Origin of the sequence: Streptomyces tubercidicus, from assembly GCF_027497495.1 — a bacterium.
Lineage (GTDB): Bacteria > Actinomycetota > Actinomycetes > Streptomycetales > Streptomycetaceae > Streptomyces > Streptomyces tubercidicus.
Genome location: NZ_CP114205.1, coordinates 3,191,069 through 3,209,836, shown reverse-complemented (window position 1 = coordinate 3,209,836; position 18,768 = coordinate 3,191,069). Strand labels below are relative to the sequence as shown.

15 protein-coding genes are annotated in these 18,768 nt (G+C 72.2%); 5 read left to right on the top strand and 10 right to left on the bottom strand.

The window, feature by feature from the left end:
- Positions 1 to 16: 16 nt before the first annotated feature.
- Both STRTU_RS13690 and STRTU_RS13685 read right to left on the bottom strand, forming a co-directional pair.
- The gene (locus tag STRTU_RS13690) at positions 17 to 1,351 is read right to left on the bottom strand and encodes an anti-sigma factor family protein (RefSeq protein ID WP_159743796.1); all 1,335 of its coding nucleotides are present in this window, start codon (positions 1,349 to 1,351) and stop codon (positions 17 to 19) included.
- Complete coding sequence (locus tag STRTU_RS13685) at positions 1,345 to 2,082, bottom strand: sigma-70 family RNA polymerase sigma factor (RefSeq protein WP_159743795.1); 738 nt, start codon at positions 2,080 to 2,082, stop codon at positions 1,345 to 1,347. Before STRTU_RS13685 ends, STRTU_RS13690 begins: the two co-directional genes overlap by 7 nt.
- 491 nt (positions 2,083 to 2,573) lie before the next feature.
- On the opposite strand from STRTU_RS13685, the gene STRTU_RS13680 reads away from it, so the two are divergent.
- On the top strand, positions 2,574 to 2,948 hold the full coding sequence (locus tag STRTU_RS13680; RefSeq protein ID WP_042147378.1) for an STAS domain-containing protein: 375 nt from the start codon (positions 2,574 to 2,576) through the stop codon (positions 2,946 to 2,948).
- Positions 2,949 to 3,016: 68 nt separating this feature from the next.
- Here STRTU_RS13680 and STRTU_RS13675 read toward each other — a convergent pair whose 3' ends face one another.
- From STRTU_RS13675 to STRTU_RS13650, 6 genes are all read right to left on the bottom strand, one after another.
- A complete protein-coding gene (locus STRTU_RS13675; protein WP_371873592.1) occupies positions 3,017 to 4,402 on the bottom strand; it encodes a sensor histidine kinase in 1,386 nt (461 codons plus the stop codon).
- Positions 4,396 to 5,058, bottom strand: coding sequence for a response regulator (locus STRTU_RS13670; RefSeq protein ID WP_159743794.1), 663 nt, complete (start codon positions 5,056 to 5,058; stop codon positions 4,396 to 4,398). The genes STRTU_RS13675 and STRTU_RS13670 overlap by 7 nt, the downstream gene beginning before the upstream one ends.
- Before the next feature lie 331 nt (positions 5,059 to 5,389).
- Entirely contained in the window at positions 5,390 to 5,707 is a 318-nt protein-coding gene (locus tag STRTU_RS13665; protein ID WP_159743793.1) for a hypothetical protein, read from the bottom strand.
- Between the two features lie 218 nt (positions 5,708 to 5,925).
- On the bottom strand, positions 5,926 to 7,143 hold the full coding sequence (locus tag STRTU_RS13660) for a helix-turn-helix domain-containing protein (RefSeq protein WP_159743792.1): 1,218 nt from the start codon (positions 7,141 to 7,143) through the stop codon (positions 5,926 to 5,928).
- Positions 7,144 to 7,226: 83 nt separating this feature from the next.
- Entirely contained in the window at positions 7,227 to 8,273 is a 1,047-nt protein-coding gene (locus STRTU_RS13655; protein ID WP_159743791.1) for a hypothetical protein, read from the bottom strand.
- Positions 8,274 to 8,331: 58 nt separating this feature from the next.
- Positions 8,332 to 8,643, bottom strand: coding sequence for a hypothetical protein (locus STRTU_RS13650; protein ID WP_159743790.1), 312 nt, complete (start codon positions 8,641 to 8,643; stop codon positions 8,332 to 8,334).
- Positions 8,644 to 8,753: 110 nt separating this feature from the next.
- On the opposite strand from STRTU_RS13650, the gene STRTU_RS13645 reads away from it, so the two are divergent.
- The 3 genes from STRTU_RS13645 (at position 8,754) to STRTU_RS13635 (ending at position 14,427) form a co-directional block, all read left to right on the top strand.
- On the top strand, positions 8,754 to 10,661 hold the full coding sequence (locus STRTU_RS13645; protein ID WP_159743789.1) for a serine/threonine-protein kinase: 1,908 nt from the start codon (positions 8,754 to 8,756) through the stop codon (positions 10,659 to 10,661).
- A 130-nt stretch (positions 10,662 to 10,791) separates the two neighbouring features.
- Complete coding sequence (locus STRTU_RS13640; RefSeq protein ID WP_159743788.1) at positions 10,792 to 12,492, top strand: succinic semialdehyde dehydrogenase; 1,701 nt, start codon at positions 10,792 to 10,794, stop codon at positions 12,490 to 12,492.
- Between the two features lie 177 nt (positions 12,493 to 12,669).
- Positions 12,670 to 14,427, top strand: coding sequence for a GMC family oxidoreductase (locus tag STRTU_RS13635; RefSeq protein WP_167539240.1), 1,758 nt, complete (start codon positions 12,670 to 12,672; stop codon positions 14,425 to 14,427).
- 73 nt (positions 14,428 to 14,500) lie between these two features.
- Here the strand turns inward: STRTU_RS13635 and STRTU_RS13630 are convergent, their stop codons facing one another.
- A complete protein-coding gene (locus STRTU_RS13630; protein ID WP_159743786.1) occupies positions 14,501 to 15,595 on the bottom strand; it encodes an LPXTG cell wall anchor domain-containing protein in 1,095 nt (364 codons plus the stop codon).
- 888 nt (positions 15,596 to 16,483) lie between these two features.
- The gene (locus tag STRTU_RS13625) at positions 16,484 to 16,777 is read right to left on the bottom strand and encodes a chorismate mutase (RefSeq protein ID WP_159743785.1); all 294 of its coding nucleotides are present in this window, start codon (positions 16,775 to 16,777) and stop codon (positions 16,484 to 16,486) included.
- A gap of 254 nt (positions 16,778 to 17,031) precedes the next feature.
- Here STRTU_RS13625 and guaA point away from each other — a divergent pair, with 254 nt between their 5' ends.
- Complete coding sequence (gene guaA, locus STRTU_RS13620) at positions 17,032 to 18,618, top strand: glutamine-hydrolyzing GMP synthase (protein ID WP_159743784.1); 1,587 nt, start codon at positions 17,032 to 17,034, stop codon at positions 18,616 to 18,618.
- Positions 18,619 to 18,768: the final 150 nt, after the last annotated feature.

The window sequence follows — 18,768 nt, the reverse complement described above, 5'->3', positions numbered from 1 at the left end:
CCCCTCGGGGACCCGCTCAGAGCCGGGACAGCGACGCGGTCGCGAAGAGCACCTCGCGGATCGCGTCGCGTTCGCCATCCTGGCCCGCGGCGGCCTCCTCGGGGGAGATGTGGCCCGCGGCCAGCTGGCAGAACTCGTCGCTGTCCAGGGCGATATGCGCGACGGTGCGCTCCGCGGTGCCCAGGGCGGCCGGTGAGTCCAGCGCTATGTACCAGTGGCCACCGCCGCTGCCCTCGACCTCCAGATGGAGCGTACGGCCCGGGGCGCCCGCCTCGACCAGCCGCTGCGGCGGCGCGGCGAGCCCGGCCCGGCGGCGGTCGGCCAGCGCACTGGGCAGCAGCCGGGCGGCGAGGTCGACCATCTGATGGAGATGCCCGGACGCCGGGGGAACGTACGGATAGTCCACCGCCTCCGCGATGTCGCCGGCGTGCACCCAGCACTCGAAGGCGCGGTCCAGGAACGCGTCGCGCAGCGGGAGCCGGAAGTCGCCGTAGGGGACGGCGAGTTCGGCGACCCTGCTCCCGGCGAACGACACCTGCCGCATCAGTGCGTAGCTCTGGTCGCGCCACGGGGCGTGCACGGCGAGCGGGTGCTCCGTCTCGTGCGCCGCGCGCCAGAACGTTTCCGTACGGACGAGAGGGTCCGGGGCGCCGGGCGGGGCGGCGGTGCCGAGCGGGTCGGTCAGCCCGAGCGCCGTCGCGACCAGGCCGTCCACCGCCATCAGATGCCCCATGACACCGGCGACGGTGGTCTCCCGTTCGACGGGGCGCTCGCCCTCGAACCAGCGCAACCGCACCGGAGCGCGCCACTCCGCCTCGCCCATGTCATGCAGCAGCGCATCCAGCTTGGCGGTCTCCGCGTCGTATGGCGAAGCCCAGTCGGGCACCGGGATACGGGCCGGTCGGCGGCCCAGGCAGCCCTCCAGGACGCGGGAGCGCAGCAGCGGATCGAGATCGAGGCTGTCCGCGGGGTGCAGCAGTCCGACGGCGTCGCGCAGCCGCAGCGCCTCGTCCGCGCAGGAGGCGCAGTCGGTCAGATGCGCCTCTACGGCGGCCGTCTCCTCGGGGGAGCAGGCCGACAGGGCCCAGGCGCCGAGCAGCGACTTGAGGACCCGGTGCGGCGGGGCGGGAGCCGGGTCGGGGAGCGGCACCGGGGCGGGCGGCTCGGCCCCGGACCCGGCCTCCGGGAGGGGGCCGACGCTGTCGCTCACCGGATCGCGGACGGGCAGCGGCGGGGGATCCGGCAGCGGGCCGCGGTCCTCGGCGGCGGAGCGCGGGGACGGTATCCGCGGCCGCTCACCGGGGCCGCCGGGCAGCTCGCCGCCGTCCCACTGGTCCGGGCCCGTCACCATGACCTGCCATGGCCGGGGCCGGGTGGCGCGGAGGTACCCGGGCCGGTGTGCCAGGTGTGCTGGTCGTGCGGCGGGCGCGGGCCGCGGGGAGGGTGCGGTGCCGGTGCCGGTGGCGTGGCGGGCGTCGTGGGGGAGGAGCGCGGGCCGCGGGCGGTGTACGGGGCGCGGTGGCCGGGCGGCGGGGCCTGGTGGTGATGGGCGGTGGAGAGCAGTTGCAGGCCCAGACGGAGCCGGCGCCGGGCCTCGTCCTCCGTGACGCCGAGGTCGGCGGCGGTCTGGCGGTAGTCCCGGCGCTGGAAGTACGCCAGCTCCAGTGCGGCCCGCAGAGGCGCGGGCATGGACGTGACGATGTAGTCGGCGCGGGCTGCGGTGGAGGCCTCGCGGATCTTCTGCTCTATCTCGGCGGGCGCCGGGGCACCGTCTCCGTAGTCGCGCGCCGAGGCCGACTCGGTCTGGCGCAGCCGCTGGACGGCCTGGTGGCGGGTGACACCGGCGATCCAGGAGCGCAGCGGGCCCTGCTTGGGGTCGTAGGCATCAGGGTGTTCCCAGATGTAGGTGAAGACCTCGCGGGTGAGGCGGTCGGCGGCGTCCTCGTCGTCCAGGACACGGTGGGCGAGGCTGTGCACGAGCGAGGCGAAGCGGTCGTAGAGCTCGCCCAGCGCCGCGGCCTCGCCATGAGCGAGCCGCTGTTGCATCCGCCTGTCCCAGCGCGGTGGCGCGTCGTGTCCCATAGGAACCCCATCCCTGCCCGTCGCCTCCGGGCTCACTCCTCAGCCGTCACGTCACCCGTCACTCCTGCACGCGCACGCACGCCCGGAGCTGTGTGCGCGATCACGGAAGCCACCGTGCCCTCGAATGTAATGCGCGGGTCTGACAACGCACGCTCCTTTGCCGCAAACCGAGCCCCGAGGGGGACGGGGATGGTAGAGACCGCACGGCGGCCGGCCTCGCTGACCGGCCTCGCTTTGTGGCGATACTGCCCGATCGAAGCCGATCGATGCCGATCGTTCGTGTCCGCACACGGTGATGTGTTACCTGTGTGTGACCGGATCTCGGCGAAAAGGTGCCGCCGCTGGGGCATAGCCTTAGGCGTACTGCCTGTTGCGCCAAGGATTCGGAAGAGTTTCAGGGGAGAGAGGCCGGGCAGTCGAGGCGGGGAAGGATGAGTTCCGGATACCACCGGTCCCATCCGGTCCGAAAGCGAGCGAAAGGCTTCGAGCGCGTGTCGTTGAAGGTGGCAGAGGACGAACAGGGCCCATGGGCCGTACTCCAGGTGTCCGGGGAGATGGACCTGGTCACGTCGCCCGCGGTGCGCCAGCATGTGCACGACGCGGTGGCCGACGGCCGGAGATCGGTCGTACTCGACCTCTCCGAGGTGCGGTTCTGCGACTCCAGCGGCGTCGGCGTGCTGATCGCCGCCCGCCGTCTGATGCGCTCCTGTCAGGGGCGGCTGCGGCTGATCCTCCCCGCCCAGGGCGCCGTCGACGGCTCGCACGTCAACCGCGTACTGGCCGCCCTGGGTGTGCGCAGGCTCTTCGAGGTCTACCCGGACCTGCACACCGCCGTCGACGAGGCGGCCGCACCGCTCTCCGCCTGAAGCCGCGGGCCCTGCCCCTTCAGTCCTCGTAGCTGCGTATCCGCCTCCGCACGCTCGCGCTGCCTGATTCATCCCGCTCCGTACGGAAACTCCGCCCGTACGACGAAGCCGCCGTCGGACGTGTGACGCGCCTCCAGCGTCCCGCCGAGGCTCTGGGCGCGCTCGCGCAGCCCCACCAGTCCGTGCCCGCCCCCGGGAAGCGCGGGAACCGCCGCCGCCGCGTCCGGCGGGCCGTTGCGGATCTCCACCCGCAGTCCGTGCGCCGCATGGCTCTCCTTGGGCCCGTTGGGCCGTCCGGCTCCTTGGCCCCGTACGGCTCCCTCGACCCGCACCGCGTCCACCGGGTCCCTCCGGTCGCCCGCGTCCGCCGGATGCCCCGAATCCGCCAGATCCACTGAACTCGCCGAATCCACCGGGGCCACGGCATCCACCGGATCCACCCGCACCCGGACCCGCGCCCCCGGTGCATGTTTGCGGATGTTGGTCAGCGCCTCCTGGACCGTACGGAAGGCCGCCCGCTCCACCGTCTTCGTGCCGCTCGCCCCGGCCGCCACACCGCCCTCGTACGTCACATCCAGCGCGCTCATCTCGATCAGCCGGGGCAGCTCCGCCAGGTCCGGCTGCGGAGCCAGACCGTGTGCCTCCGCCGACTCGCCGCCGTCGGCGCGCAGCACGCCCACCATGTGCCGCAGTTCCTCCAGCGTCCGTACGGACAGCTCCCGGATCGTCCGGGCGCCCGCGCGCGCCGCCGGGTCCTCCGTGCTGACCTGCACCGCCCCCGCCTGCAGGCTGATCAGGCTGACCTGATGGGCCACCACGTCGTGCATCTCACGGGCCAGCCGGGCGCGTTCGGTGGTTTTGACCCGGTCCGCGAGCAGCCGGTCCTCCCGGCGCAGACTGCGCGTCAGATCCTCCACACGGGAGGCGAGTTCCTGACGGGTGCGGACCAGCAGGCCCAGGGCGATCGGCGCGGCCGCGGTCACGCTGGCGTCGATCAGCACCAGGGTGTTCTCGCGGTAGACATTGAGCTCGAAGTCGGTGATCGGATACGGGAAGAAGTGCGCGGCGATCAGCAGCAGCGCACAGATGCCGAGCCGCGCCCGGCCGGGCCGGCGGACGGCCAGTGTGTAGAGCCCGATCATCGGTGCGAACCAGATGTAGCCGATGTAGAGCCCGGGGATCGTGAAGAGGAAGACCAGCAGCGGGAAGCGCCGGCGCAGCAGCAGTGCCGCCGCGGCCAGCATCGAGACACCGACCTCCAGGTCGAGTTCGAGGCCGTTGACCAGCATCGCGTCGGCGATCGCGAGCAGCACCGGGACCCCGAGCGGGACCGCGGCGCGCAGCCGCCGCCCGAGCGCCCCGCACGCCAGCGCCTGCCCCTTCGCCTCCCCGCGGGCCACCACCCGCCCCGCGCGCGCCCGCAGACGGCTGCGCCCGCCGCGCGCTCTCACCACGCCCCCCGGGGATCGCCCGTGACCAGGCCGGCGCGGTCGGCGACGATGGCCGCCTGGATGCGGTTGATCCCGCCCAACTTGCCCAACAGGGCTCGTACATGGTCCTTGACCGTACTGGGGGCGAGCCCCATCCGGCCGGCTATCTGGGCGTTGGCCAGGCCCTCACCGAGCAGGGCGAGCACTTCCGACTCCCGCGGCGTCAGCCCGCGGACCGCCCGCGCCGCCGATGCCTGGTCCTCGGCGGTCAGATAGCCCCCGATCACCGCACGCGTGACACCCGGATCGAGCACGCTCCCGCCCTCCGCCAGCGTCCGTACGGCCCGTACGAGTTGCTCCGGATCGGAGTCCTTCAGCAGGAACCCGGCGGCGCCCTCGCGCAGCGCCGCGGTCAGATACTCCTGGGCGTCGAAGGTGGTCAGCATCGCCACCGTGGGCGGCTCCGGGGCGGCGCGCAGCCGGCGGAGTACGGTCAGCCCGTCCACGTCCGGCATACGGATGTCCAGCAGTACGACATCGGCCGCACAGCCCAGGACGGTCTCCACGGCCTCTGCGCCACTGCAGTCCGCGACCATCTCGATGTCCGGGGCGGTCCCCAGAATCATCCGCAGTCCCGATCTGACCAGCCGCTCGTCGTCCACCACAGCGACACGGATCACCGGCCGCCCCTTTCTCCTTCGCACCACCGAGCCCGAGGAACCGCCCGGCGCTGCGCGATTCCGTTCCCCCGCCCGGGACCGCCCTGCGACGGACCCGCACCCCCGCCGAGCGGCGGGGGTGATCCCGCGACCTCTGGAGGATGCCGTGGGGAGGCCCCCACGGGCAGAGTGGTTCTCATGCTGCACCACCGGAGGGGGCACTAGCCCAGGACGCGTTGCAGTTCACATCGGCGGCCGCCGCGACCCCCACACGCGGCGGCCGCCTTTGGCATGCGGGGGCGGTTCGGAGGGGGATCTCCCCCGCACCGCCGGAGAACGACCTGTCGTCCCCTCAAAACCCCTGGTCAGACGGCTCTCCACCGCCCTCCAGCCGCTCCCTCAGCCGCTCCGCGACCCGCACGGCATCCCTCAACGCGGCACTGAGCTGAACCGACAAAAACCGCAACTGCCGTGCAGTGGCCCCCGGATCGCCGATCAAATCCTCGGCATGCTCCAGCAACCCGATCCCCATCCCGAGTTGCATCGCCTCCACGTCTTCGGCGTACCGGGCGACATATCCCCCGCCCTCCCGGTCCGTGAGCAGAAAGCAGGGTTTGCTGTCGGGGGTGGTCCAGGGGAGGCGGCGGGGGGTGGGGTGTGGGTTGGTCATCGGATGGCCTCCGATGCGTACGCCCGGAGGCGGGGCCGGGTGGGGAGAGCGTGGGGCACGTCGACCTGCTTTCGACGGGTGGGCAAGGCCCCTGGGCGGCCCTGGAGCGGCTGCCAGGGGGCCGTCGATCGCCGACGGCGCTGCCACGCTAGGCAGCGGCGCAAGACCCGCACAGGGACGCGCTGTGCCACTTTCCGCGGGCGCTGGGACGCCCTGTCCTACCCGTCCAGGCCGAGGCGGTCGGCCAGTTCCGTGAGCGGTGAGGTGCGCCGCCGCTCACGGTGGCGGAGGTCGGCCACGAGACGACGGCTGGTGGAGTGGTAGCGCATCCACTCAGGCGCGGCGCGTTCGGCGGTGAGCAGCGCCTGTAGTGCGCCGTCGTCCTTCTGGAGGTCGGCGAAGGCCAAGGCGCGGTCCACGTGGAACCGCGCACGCCAGGTCGGCGGGAGCGCATGCAGCTCGGGGACGGTGCGCGCGGTCCGCAGCGCCTCGGGGCTCCGGTCCATCTCCACCAGGAAGTTGACCTTGGCCACGCCCACATTGGTCGGCCCGAACGGCGTAGCGTAATCGAGGCGGTCCGTACCGACCCTCGCCGCCGCCGCGCTCGCCAGATTGAGCAGGTCTTGTACGGTGTCGTGCCGCTCCAGACGGACCGCGGCCGTCGCGGCACGCAGCAGCAGGATGCCCCACAGGGCCAGTTCGACCGGCGGGGAGCGGAACCCCGGCTCGATGCGTTCGGCGGCGTTCACCGCGACGCGTTCGGCATCGGCCAGCCGCCCCTGTTTGGTGAGGACCCAGGCGAGGCTGGAGAAGCCCACGGTCTGCAGATGGGGATCGTCCCCCTGGGTAGCCGCGGCCATCGACCGTTCCAGGGCGGTGAACGCGGCGTCCTCCTTGCCCAGCGCCGTCAGCGTCGTCGCTGCCACCTGGTAGGCCTCGGCCAGGACGGAGTGCGCCGCGGCGGCCTCGGCCCCGGTGGTGGCGCGGGCCGCAGCCTTGGCATCCCTGATCAACTGCGGGAGCAGCGCCCCGATTTCCCCCATCCGTCCATCGCGACGGATGCGCTCCGTCGAACGCAGCGACGCCCGTAGCGCCGCGATACCGGGCGGATCCTCGGGGTCCGGATCGTCGCCCAGGAGGTCGGACACCGGCGAGATGGCCTGACGGAGCGCCAGAACGGAGGGCTGCTCACCCTCACCGCGCACCTCGAAGGTGGCCGGCTGCCCGACGAGCGCGGACGGCTCCACGTCCAGAGCCCTGGCCAGCGCATTGAGTGTCGTCAGCCGCGCCGTCCGGCGCACGCCCTGCTCAAGCTTGCGCACGACATCAACACACAGCCCCGCCCGCTCGGCCAACCCCTCTTGCGTCAGCTTCCGCCGCGCCCGCAACCGGGCGACCCGCTCACCGATACCGGGTTCCTCGTGGAACAACTCCATGACCACCCCCACAAGACGGACGCACCGTCCACGCTACGCCCCTGGGAGGGTGGGCAGGCCCGGCGCGGTGCCGGGGCAGGCCCCTACAACCACCCCTCCCGCCCCACCGCCGCCGCCCGTACCCCCTCCGGGCGGAGGCTCTCGTACGGGCCGAAGCCGCGGCCGGTGGCCAGGACGACGACGGAGGTCATGGCGGCCAGGCCGTAGGCCGTTGTGGCCATGGACAAGGCGCCCTCGGTGGTTTCGAAGGAGCGGTTGAAGAAGTCGGAGACGGTCAGCCACACCACCGTGCGTACGGTCATGTACAGCTCCAGCGCCGCGAACACCAGGAGCGCGCCCCGGACTTCCCGGCGCCCCCGGAGGGCCAGCACCCCGAGGATCAGCAATACGAGGACCGAGCCGACGGTGGTGAACTCGGCGGACGCCGCGAGATCGAGGGCGCCGAGCACCGAACCGTCGACCACCCCGCGCAGATAGCGGCCGGTGTCCGTCCCGCCGGACGTCATGTCGCGGAGCGCCCAGCCGAGTTCCGCCAGGGCCATGATCAGGAAGAGCACCCCGCAGATACGGGACAGGCGGCGCCACTGGGCATCCGGGGCGGCCGCACCGGCCAGCGGCGGCTGGTCGTCGCACCGCCGCTCGGTGGCCGGGAACATCGAGAACAGGACGACCAGCGCCACCACCACGCCCAGACCGCGGGTGGCCAGCGCCCAGCTGCCCAGCGGGTCGTTGGTGTACTGGTGGCGGTAGGCGGCGTGGAGCAGGCCGACGCCCTCGCGGAGGGAGAGAGCGAGCAGGACGAAGCCGGACAGCAGCGCCGCGGAGCGCGCCACCCGCCGCTGGGCCAGTGTGAGCCCGGCGATCACCAGAAACGCGACGGTGAAGGACCATTCGTACGGGCCGAGGATCTGGGTCGTGAGGGAGGCGCCCGGGTTGAACAGGCCCTCGACGAAGTCCCAGGTGCTGCCGTCCCCTTGGGTGATGCCGAAGACCGTCCAGGCACCCAGGACACCGGCGTACAGCGTCAGGCACAGCCCGGTCGCGAGGTAGGCGCCGCTGTGCTCCGGAGCGGCCCGGCCCGGACCGGGACCCGGACGGACGTCCACCGTTCCACCGTCCTGCATCACCATGACCGACCCCCGATCCGCCTCTTGTGGCCGCCGTACCGGCAGTTCCCGTACAACAGCCTCACTGTGTCAAGGACGGCAGGAGAGCCGGTGGAGGTTCCACCCCCGTGTCGTCCCGCTGCCGTGTCCGCATGTCCCGTGTCCGCACGTCCCATGTCCGCACGTCCCATGTCCGCACGTCCCGTGTGGTCCCGCTCCCGTCCGGTGCCCCTCCCGGCCGGTCCGCTCCCCGGCCGGTCCGCTCCTGCCGCAGCCGCTCCGCGCGGGCGAACCGCTCGCTGCGGTCGGTGGCCCGGGTCTGGAGGACGTGGGTGACGCCGGAGCCCAACAGGGTGCCCAGAACGGCCACCACGCTTGCCGCAACTGCCTCCATGCGGGCAGTGGATCACAGCGGAGCAGGTCAGCGGCAGGGGTGGGCATGACCATGGCCGGACGAGGGCCGCTGCCCCTGCCGGAAGGACGGTCGTGCGGCAAGATGGGGCCATGGGGATCTTCGGGGGCGAGGACAGACTCATCGGTGGCCGGTACCGCCTGGGAATACGGCTGGGCCGCGGCGGAATGGGAACGGTCTGGCGTGCCACCGATGAAGTACTGGGGCGTCAAGTCGCCGTCAAAGAACTGCACTTGGACGAGGGAACGGCCGAGCCCGAAGCGCAGGTGCAGCGTGAGCGGGCCATACGGGAGGCGCGGACCGTCGCCCGGATCAAGCACCCCAATGTGATCGTGGTGCATGACGTCGTCGAACAGGACGGCCGGCCGTGGATCGTGATGGAGCTGGTGGAGGGCCCGTCACTGGCCGACCGGCTGCACAGCGGCGGACCGGTCGCCCCGCGCGAGGCGGCCCGGATCGGCGTCGCACTACTGGGCGCGCTGCGCGCCGCGCACGCCCATGGGGTGCTGCACCGCGACATCAAGCCCGCCAACGTCCTGATGGAATCGGGCAGTGGCCGGGTCGTGCTCACCGACTTCGGCATCGCCCAGGTACCCGGCGTCACGACGCTGACCGACACCGGCGGCTTCGTCGGCTCGCCCGAATACACCGCGCCGGAACGGATGGCCGGGCGCGGCACCGGCCCGGAGGCCGACCTCTGGTCGCTCGGGGTACTACTGTGCGCCGCGCTCAGCGGTGCCTCGCCGTTCCACCGAGACTCGTTGGGCGGGGTGCTGCACGCGGTGGTGTACGACGAGATCGAACTCCCCGAATCTGCCCGCCCGTTGCACGCCGTTGTGGACGGTCTGCTGGAGCGCGAGCCGGACCGGCGGCTGGGCGTCGCCGAGACGGAGCGGCTGCTGCGCGGCTATCTGCAGTCGGGCCGCGCGCCGGAACGCGGGGCGGTGCGGGGGGCCGGGGAGCATGGCGGGCATCCGGGGCACGGGGCGCATCCGGGGCACGGGGCCGGGCACGACGTCCACGCCCCGCTGTACGACGCCCCCGACGGCAGCCCGCCAGGTGAGCCTCCGCCCGGCGACCACGCCCCCGTTGAGCACCCGCCCAGCGAGGACTTCCCGGCCGCCGGCACCCCGCCCCCGGACCCGTCCACCCCCGGCCGTACCGCCGCCGCCCGTCCCGCCCCCAAAGACCCCACCGGAAGACCCAGCCCCCGTACAGCCGCCAGTACAGCCGCCCGCCCCCCAGGCACGCCGATCCGGGACGCCCTCGACGACCGGGCACTGGCCGCGGCCGCCCGCCCGCACACCGGCCGCGCCCGCACCGCCCTGCTGGTCGCGCTCGCGGCGGTGGTGATCGGCGGCGCGGGCGCGGGCATCGCCGTGCTGCTGATGAACCAGAACGGCGACGGCGGCGGCACGGGCGGCCGGCCCAGCCGGACCCAGCAGACCTCGGACGCCGGGCCGTCGCAGGGCGGCGACTCCGGCACGGCGCAACCCACCGCCACCGCACGACCCACCGTCACCGCGCCGCCCGCCTCCGGGGGCACCGGCAAGGTCCCGGCCGGCTACCGACTCGTCGGCGACCCGGCCGGTTTCGCGCTCGCCGTACCGGAGGGCTTCACCCGCTCCTACGAGAACGGCCGGGTCTACTACTACTCCCAGGGCAAGCGCTTCCGGATCGGCGTCCAGCTACAGAAGCAGGTGCCGGAGGGCCCCCTGGGCGCGATGCGCGCGGCGGACGCCAAGGGGCCCGCCGATTACCGCGGTTACCGTCGGGGGCGGGTCACCGAGACCACCCACAATGGGCTCCAGGCCGGACTCTGGGAGTTCGTCTGGGACGGCAGCGCCCAGGACGGCGGTGCGCGCTACACCTACGACCTCAGCTGGGACGAGGGCGGCCGGATGATCGATGTGTGGATCTCCGCCCCGCTCGGCTCGCGTACCGAGGCGAAGCGGCACTTCGACACCGCGCTCGACGCGTTCCGGCTGTCGGGGGCGTGATCGCGGGCCTCCTGGTCGTCCCAGGCCGGCGCCCTTGCGGCCAGCGGTCACTGGCACGATTGTGCGTGCCGCGTGAAAACTCATTACTGCCGGGTACACAAAGCGCCGGGGGAGGAATACGCTCGCCCGCATGACGGACTCGCAGGACACCGGAACAGCTGCCTCCGCCGCGGAGGCCCCCGCCGAGGCTCCCGCGGACGCCCCCGCGGCCCCCGTAGCCAACGCCCCCGCCGAGGCCCCCACGGGAGGCAACCCGGTCGCCCAGACCCCCGCGGGCGCCCGTACCGCGGCCGAGGTGGTCACCCCCGAGATCGCCGCCCGGCTGACCCGCGGTGTGGTGGGTGGGGGAGGCCGTACGGCCAACCACACCCCCTTCACCGGGGAGAAGCTGGCCGATCTGCCGGAGTCCACCCCCGAGGACGTCGCCACCGCCTTCGAACGCGCCCGCGCCGCCCAGGAGCGCTGGGCGAAGGTCCCGGTCAAGCAGCGCGCCGCGGTCCTGCTCCGCTTCCATGACCTGGTGCTGCGCCGCCAGGCCGAGGTGCTCGACCTGATCCAGCTGGAGACCGGCAAGGCGCGGCTGCACGCCCACGAGGAGATCCAGGCGGTCGCCGTCACCGCCCGCCACTACGGCCGCAAGGCCCCCTCCTACCTCAGCCCCAAGGCCCGCACCGGCGTCGTCCCGACCCTCACCAAGGTCACCGAACTCCGCCAGCCCCGGGGCGTCGTCGGGCAGATAGCCCCCTGGAACTACCCCTTCGAACTCTCCGTCGGCGACGCGCTGCCGGCCTTTGTCGCGGGCAACGCCGTCGTCATGAAGCCCGACACGGAGACCGCGCTGACCGCGCTGTGGGCCCGCGAGCAGCTCATCGAGGCCGGGCTGCCGGAGGACGTCTGGCAGGTCGTGATCGGTGAGGGCCCGGTCGTCGGCCCCGCCGTCGTCGCGCACGCCGACTACGTTTCGTTCACCGGCTCGACCCGTACGGGCCGCGAGGTCGCCCAGGGCGCCGCCGCCCGGCTGGTCGGCGTCTCGCTCGAACTCGGCGGCAAGAACGCCATGTTGGTGCTGAAGGACGCCGACGTGGGGAAGGCCGCCTCCGGTGCCGTCCGCGGCTGCTTCGCCTCCGCCGGCCAGCTGTGCATCTCCATCGAGCGGCTCTACGTCCATGAGTCCATCGCCGACGACTTCCTCCAGCGCTTCGCCGCCCGGACCAAGGCGATGCGGCTCGGCAACTCCCTTGCCTATGGCGCCGACATGGGCTCCCTGGTCGGTGAGCGCCAGCTGGAGACCGTCACCCGCCATGTCGACGAGGCGGTCGCCAAGGGCGCCACGCTGGTCGCCGGCGGGCGGCCCCGCCCCGACATCGGCCCGCTGTTCTACGAGCCGACCATCCTCGACGGCGTACAGGCCCCGATGTCGGTCTGCGACGAGGAGACCTTCGGCCCGGTCGTGTCCATCTACCGGTTCCGCGACGAGGACGAGGTGGTGGCGCTCGCCAACGCCACCCCGTACGGGCTGAATTCCAGCGTCTGGACCAAGGACGGCCGCCGCGGCCGCGCGGTCGCCGCCCGGCTGCGCACGGGCACGGTCAACGTCAACGAGTCCTACGCCGCCGGGTACGCCAGCGTGCAGGCGCCGATGGGCGGGATGGGCGACTCGGGCCTGGGCCGCCGGCACGGCTCCGAGGGCATTCTCAAGTACACCGAGGCACAGACCGTCGCCCATCAGCGGCTGATGCCGCTCGCCCCGTCCTTCGGCATGACCGACGAGAAGTACGCCCAGTTCATGAGCCGCAGCCTGCGCGCGATGAAGGCGCTCCGGCTCCGCTGACCAACGCAGGGAGAGCCAGTGCCCCAGGAGAACTCTGCCCAAAACCAGGACGGCAACGGCAACCAGGAGGGCAACGGCAACCGGGACGGCGACCGGGACTGCGGCCGGGAGGCCCCGCACGCCCGGGACGCCCAGGAGGATCGCGGCGACGGCCACGGCCACGGCTACGACTACGACGTGCTCGTCGTCGGCTCCGGCTTCGGCGGCTCGGTCTCCGCACTGCGGCTGACCGAGAAGGGCTATCGCGTCGGCGTCCTGGAAGCCGGCCGCCGCTTCACCCGGCAAACCCTGCCGAAGAACTCCTGGGACCTCCGCAACTACCTGTGGGCCCCGGCGCTCGGCTGCTACGGCATCCAGCGGGTGCATCTGCTCGGCAATGTCATGGTGCTGGCCGGTGCGGGCGTCGGCGGCGGCTCGCTCAACTACGCCAACACCCTCTACGTCCCCCCGAAGCAGTTCTTCGAGGACCGCCAGTGGGGCGACATCACGGACTGGCAGGAGGAGTTGGCCCCCTACTACGACCAGGCCAAGCGGATGCTGGGGGTCCGCCTCAATCCGACGATGACGCCCTCCGACGTCCACCTCAAGGAGACCGCGGACAAGATGGGCGTCGGCGACTCCTTCCACCTCGCGCCGGTGGGCGTCTTCTTCGGGGACGGCAAGGATGCGCACGGGGCGTCCAAGGTTCCACCGGGCACGGAGGTCCCCGACCCCTACTTCGGGGGCCGGGGCCCCGCCCGTAGGGCCTGTACGGAGTGCGGCGAGTGCATGACCGGATGCCGGCACGGCGCCAAGAACACCCTCAACGAGAACTATCTCCACCTGGCCGAGCGGGCCGGCGCCGTCATCCACCCGATGACCTCGGTCGTCACCGTCACCGAGGACTCGCGTGGCGGTTTCGCCGTCGCCACCCTCCCCACCGACAACAAGCGCAAGGGCCGGGGTCGCACCTTCACTGCCCGCCGCGTCGTCCTCGCCGCAGGTACGTACGGCACCCAGACCCTGCTGCACAAGATGAAGGACAGCGGACTGCTGCCCCGTATCTCCGGCAAGCTGGGCGAGCTGACCCGGACGAACTCCGAGGCGCTGGTGGGCGCGCAGACCGACAACCGCCGCTACCGCCAACGGCACGGCAACAAGGCCGACTTCACCCGTGGGGTCGCGATCACCTCGTCCATCCACCCGGACGCGCACACCCATATCGAGCCGGTCCGTTACGGCAAGGGCTCGAACGCGATGGGCGCGATGTCCATCCTCCAGGTGCCCGTCGACGGCCGCGGCTCGCGCGCCACCCGCTGGGCCGCGCACTGCCTGCGGCATCCACTGCTGCTGCTCCGCTCACTCTCCAACCGCCGCTGGTCGGAGCGCACCATCATCGGCCTGGTGATGCAGTCGCTGGACAACTCCCTGACGACCTACCGCAAGCCGGACGGCATCGGAAAGGGCCTGCTCACCGCCCGCCAGGGCCATGGCGCACCGAACCCCGAGCAGATCCCCGAGGCCACGCAGGCGGCCACCCTGCTCGCCCAGGAGATCAACGGCTTCGCGGGCAGCAACGTCGGCGAGCTGATGGGGACGCCGCTGACCGCGCACTTCCTGGGCGGCTGCCCGATCGGCACCGACGCCGACCACGGGGTCATCGACCCGTACCACCGCCTCTACGGCCACCCGGGCATCTCCGTGGTCGACGGCGCCGCGGTCTCCGCCAACCTGGGCGTCAACCCGTCCCTGACCATCACCGCACAGGCCGAGCGCGCGATGTCGCTATGGCCCAACAAGGGCGAGGCGGACCCGCGCCCCGCCCCGGGCCGGGCCTACCGCCGACTGTCCCCGGTCGAGCCGCTCCGCCCCGCCGTCCCCAAGGACGCGTTCGGCGCACTGAACCTGCCCTTCCTGGCCGTTCCACCGGTACCGCCGAAGAAGTCGCTTTCCTAGACCGTCTCCTGCGCACGTACGACGGAGGGCCGCACCCCGAACCGGGCGCGGCCCTCCTGCTCTGCGCCTCCCGTTACGCGGCGGACGCACCGTCCGTCTTACGGCGGCGGACGGCGAAAATCGCGCCCGCGCCCACGACCATCGCGACCCCGCCCGCGAGGCCGAGGGTCGGCAGCGCGGAGGAGGCACCGGTCTCGGCCAGGTTGCCGGTCACCGGCAGCTTGTCCATGCCGTCCTTCGGCTTACCGGTGCTGACCGGCTTCCCGCCGCCCTGCGTACCGGGCTTGTTGCCGGGCTTACCGGGCTTGGCCGGCGGGATCTCGCCCGGGTTGCTGCCGGCCGGCAGGATCGTGAAGTCGTACCACCGCTCCTCGGACCAGCCGCAGGAGCCGTCCTGGTTCTGGTAGTCGCCCGCCACCAGCGCGAAGCCGTCACCGGCCGTGGCGCCCTTGTCGGCACGAATCCGCATCTTCAACTCGGCGGTCTGGTGCGCGTCGAGCTGGAACCAGCCGAAGTACTCCCCGTCGGTCCACTCGTCGAACGAGGTCCACTTGCCGGTGTCCGGGTTCTGGTACTCCAGGTCGAGCTGCGACTTGGGGTGGTCGATGTCGCCGGTCGGCACCGCGTAGATGACCGGGTAGACCTCGTCCAGCGTCTGGTCCGTGGTGTTGGCCAGCCGCACGCTGAAGCCCTGCCAGCCGCCGCCCGCGACGAGCTTGGAGGGCAGGTGGGCGACGGTCACCTTGATGGCGGCGTCATCGACCGTGCACTCGTCCTCGTCACCGGGCTCGCCCGGCTCGGTGGGCTTGGCCGAGGTGGAGGGCTTGGGCGAGTCACCCGGCTTGGTGTCGCCGCCGGGGGTGGCCGGGGTGGTCGGCCCGGTGCCGTCACCGCCCCCGGTCTCCTCGCCGGGCTCGGTGTCGTCGCCCGGGGTGGTGTCACCCGGCGTGGTGTCGTCCGTCGCGTTCTCGTCACCGGCGTCCGGGGTCTCCGGCTGCGTGGTGGGCGCGTCGGTCTGCTCCGGACCAGGCGTGCCCGGCGTGGGCTCGGCGCTCGCGCCGGGCTCCGTCTCGGGGCCGGTCGCATACGCGGCAGGGGCCGCCAGCAGCGCGGCGGGGACTATGACGGCCGTCGCGGCGGCAGCCGTCAGGGCACGGCGAAGCTTCATCGAGAAGACCTCTCGGGTCCAGAGTGCCGGTTGTCGGCACAAGTGGTGGCGGGCCGTCGCGGTGGGGCGCGGGATGGCCGTGCGATTGCAGGTACATGACCAGACATGGCCGAAAAAGGTTGTCCACTCAACCAGAACCGCTGCCGTGATGCCGATCACACCCGTCACAGCAACCTCACAGGCGCCACAAAGCCGGCGCACAGCACTCGCTGGACGGCAGGCGTGCGCCGGGCGCACGCCGGGCACAGCGAAGGGCCCCGGACACCATCCGCGAGGGGGGTTCGCGGACGGCCACGGGGCCCTTTGCTTTCGGTGCCGGCGTCAGGGCAGCGCCGGCACCGACGGGCGGCGCTGGGGGGGGGGTAGCGCCGCTGGCTTTCGGGGTGGTGCGCGATGGTGCGGAGCCCGCGTCGGCCGGACCAAGGGCAGTGCGAGATCCCTGCCGAACGCGGTGCGTCGTACGTCAAGCATCGTCCTGGATGCGCCTCACCTGGCGCAACCGTTTCGACCGGATGCGGTCGGTCCCGGGCGTCCCCAGGACCGACCACCCCATCGGATGTGACCGGGCTGCTGTCCCCTGCTGACCGGCCACGGCACCGGAGTGAGGTCCCACGACGCGGGCCGCGGCTGGCGGCCGGCGTCTCATCGCTCCGGGTTTCCGCCCATGGGCGGCGTCTACGCGTAGTCGTGCGGGCCGCACCTGGCTGGCGTGGCACCGGGAACAACGAAGCCTCGCGGCGGCCGGTCACGCGCCGTACGGGTGAGTCGGCAACCGAACTCAGATCCGGCAGCTGCGCCGGGGCGCGTGCGTTATTTCACGCGCCCTGCCCAGCGCAGAAACCGACCGAACACCAGCGAAAACTGGCCACGCTGCTGATGCGTGCGGCCTCAGATCTGGCCCCGGGACAGCTCCAGCAGGGTCTTCGCCAGTGCGGTGCCCGGCTTGCCGAGCTGGTCCCGGTAGTGGGCGAAGATCTCCATCTCACGGGCGAGGTTCACCCGCCGCCCGCCGGAGGTGATGCGCTCGTGCTGGATGACGGCCGAGACGGCCATCCGTTCCTGGACGAGGCCGATGATCCGGCCGTCGAGATCGTCGATCCGCTGCCGCGCGTCGGTGATGACTCCGGCGGCCTCGGGGGAGCGGGCGCCGGTGTCGGGGGCGGTGCCGGTCGTGGTGCTCATGGCGGTATCTCCTGGGGGTCCGTGGCCCCGGAGCCGGTAAACGGTCCTGACAGACGCAGACGCCCCGGACCTTGCCGGTCCGGGGCGCCTGGGAAGTTTCGCTTGTCAGTGGATCAAGCAGCACGACCATGGCAGCCGGACGGGCCGGTGCCATAGGTAAAGACGAAGCTCAGCTGCTTGTACATGGGGCCAAGTATGAGCCCGTTAGAATCGAAAGTCCAACCCCTGCTCCACACCGCCGGAAGGCCGCCGAAGTGCCATCAGCGCCCCCTGCCGCTGCCCCGGACGTCGTCCTCGTAGTCGACTTCGGCGCACAGTACGCCCAGCTCATCGCCCGCCGGGTCCGAGAGGCCCGGGTCTACAGCGAGATCGTCCCGTCCACCATGCCGGTGGCGGAGATGCTCGCCAAGAACCCGAAGGCGATCATCCTCTCCGGCGGCCCCTCGTCGGTCTACGCCGAAGACGCCCCCAGCCTGGACCGCTCGCTGTTCGAGGCCGGTGTCCCGGTCTTCGGTATGTGCTACGGCTTCCAGCTCATGGCCACCGCTCTCGGCGGCACCGTCGACAACACCGGCGCCCGTGAGTACGGCCGTACCCCGCTGACCGTCTCCCGTCCCGGCTCCACCCTCTTCGAGGGCACCCCCACCGAGCAGTCGGTGTGGATGTCGCACGGGGACGCCTGCTCCGCCGCCCCCGAGGGCTTCACGGTCACCGCGTCCACGGACGTGGTCCCGGTCGCCGCCTTCGAGAACGACGAGAAGAAGCTCTACGGCGTCCAGTACCACCCCGAGGTCATGCACTCCACGCACGGCCAGCAGGTCCTGGAGCACTTCCTCTACCGCGGTGCGGGCATCGAGCCCAGCTGGACCACCACCAGCGTGGTCGAGGAGCAGGTCGCCGCGATCCGCGCCCAGGTCGGCACCAAGCGCGCCATCTGCGCGCTGTCCGGCGGCGTGGACTCCTCGGTGGCCGCGGCCATCGTGCAAAAGGCCATCGGCGACCAGCTGACCTGCGTCTATGTCGACCACGGGCTCCAGCGCAAGGGCGAGTCCGAGCAGGTCGAGAAGGACTTCGTGGCCGCCACCGGCGTCCAGCTGAAGGTCGTCGACGCCGAGGAGCGCTTCCTGACCGCGCTGGCCGGGATCAGCGACCCCGAGCAGAAGCGGAAGATCATCGGCCGGGAGTTCATCCGGGTCTTCGAGCAGGCCCAGGCCGAGCTGGTCGCCGAGGCCGGCGCCGAGGGCGAGGAAGTCGCCTTCCTGGTCCAGGGCACGCTCTACCCGGACATCGTCGAGTCCGGCGGCGGCACGGGCACCGCCAACATCAAGTCGCACCACAACGTCGGCGGACTCCCCGACGACATCGAGTTCCAGCTCGTCGAGCCGCTGCGCCAGCTGTTCAAGGACGAGGTCCGGATGGTCGGCTCGGAGCTCGGCCTGCCGGACGAGATCGTCCACCGCCAGCCGTTCCCCGGCCCCGGCCTGGGCATCCGGATCGTCGGCGAGGTCACCAAGGAGCGCCTGGACCTGCTGCGCGAGGCCGACGCCATCGCCCGCGAGGAGCTCACCGCGGCCGGTCTGGACCGCGAGATCTGGCAGTGCCCGGTGGTCCTGCTCGCCGATGTCCGCTCGGTCGGCGTCCAGGGCGACGGCCGGACGTACGGCCACCCGATCGTGCTGCGCCCGGTGTCCTCCGAGGACGCCATGACCGCGGACTGGACGCGGATGCCGTACGAGGTCCTGGCCCGGATCTCCACCCGCATCACCAACGAGGTCGCCGACGTCAACCGCGTCGTCCTCGATGTCACCAGCAAGCCCCCGGGCACCATCGAGTGGGAGTGATCCCACCCGCCGGCCCGGCGTGATCGCGCCGGCCGCCCGATGACGCCGCTGCTCGGTCCGCCGAGCGGCGGCGTTGTCGTTCCGTACGGAGCCCGGCGCCGCGTCCTCACCATGGTGTGTCCCCTCTGCTGATCTGCTGAGGCTCTGCTG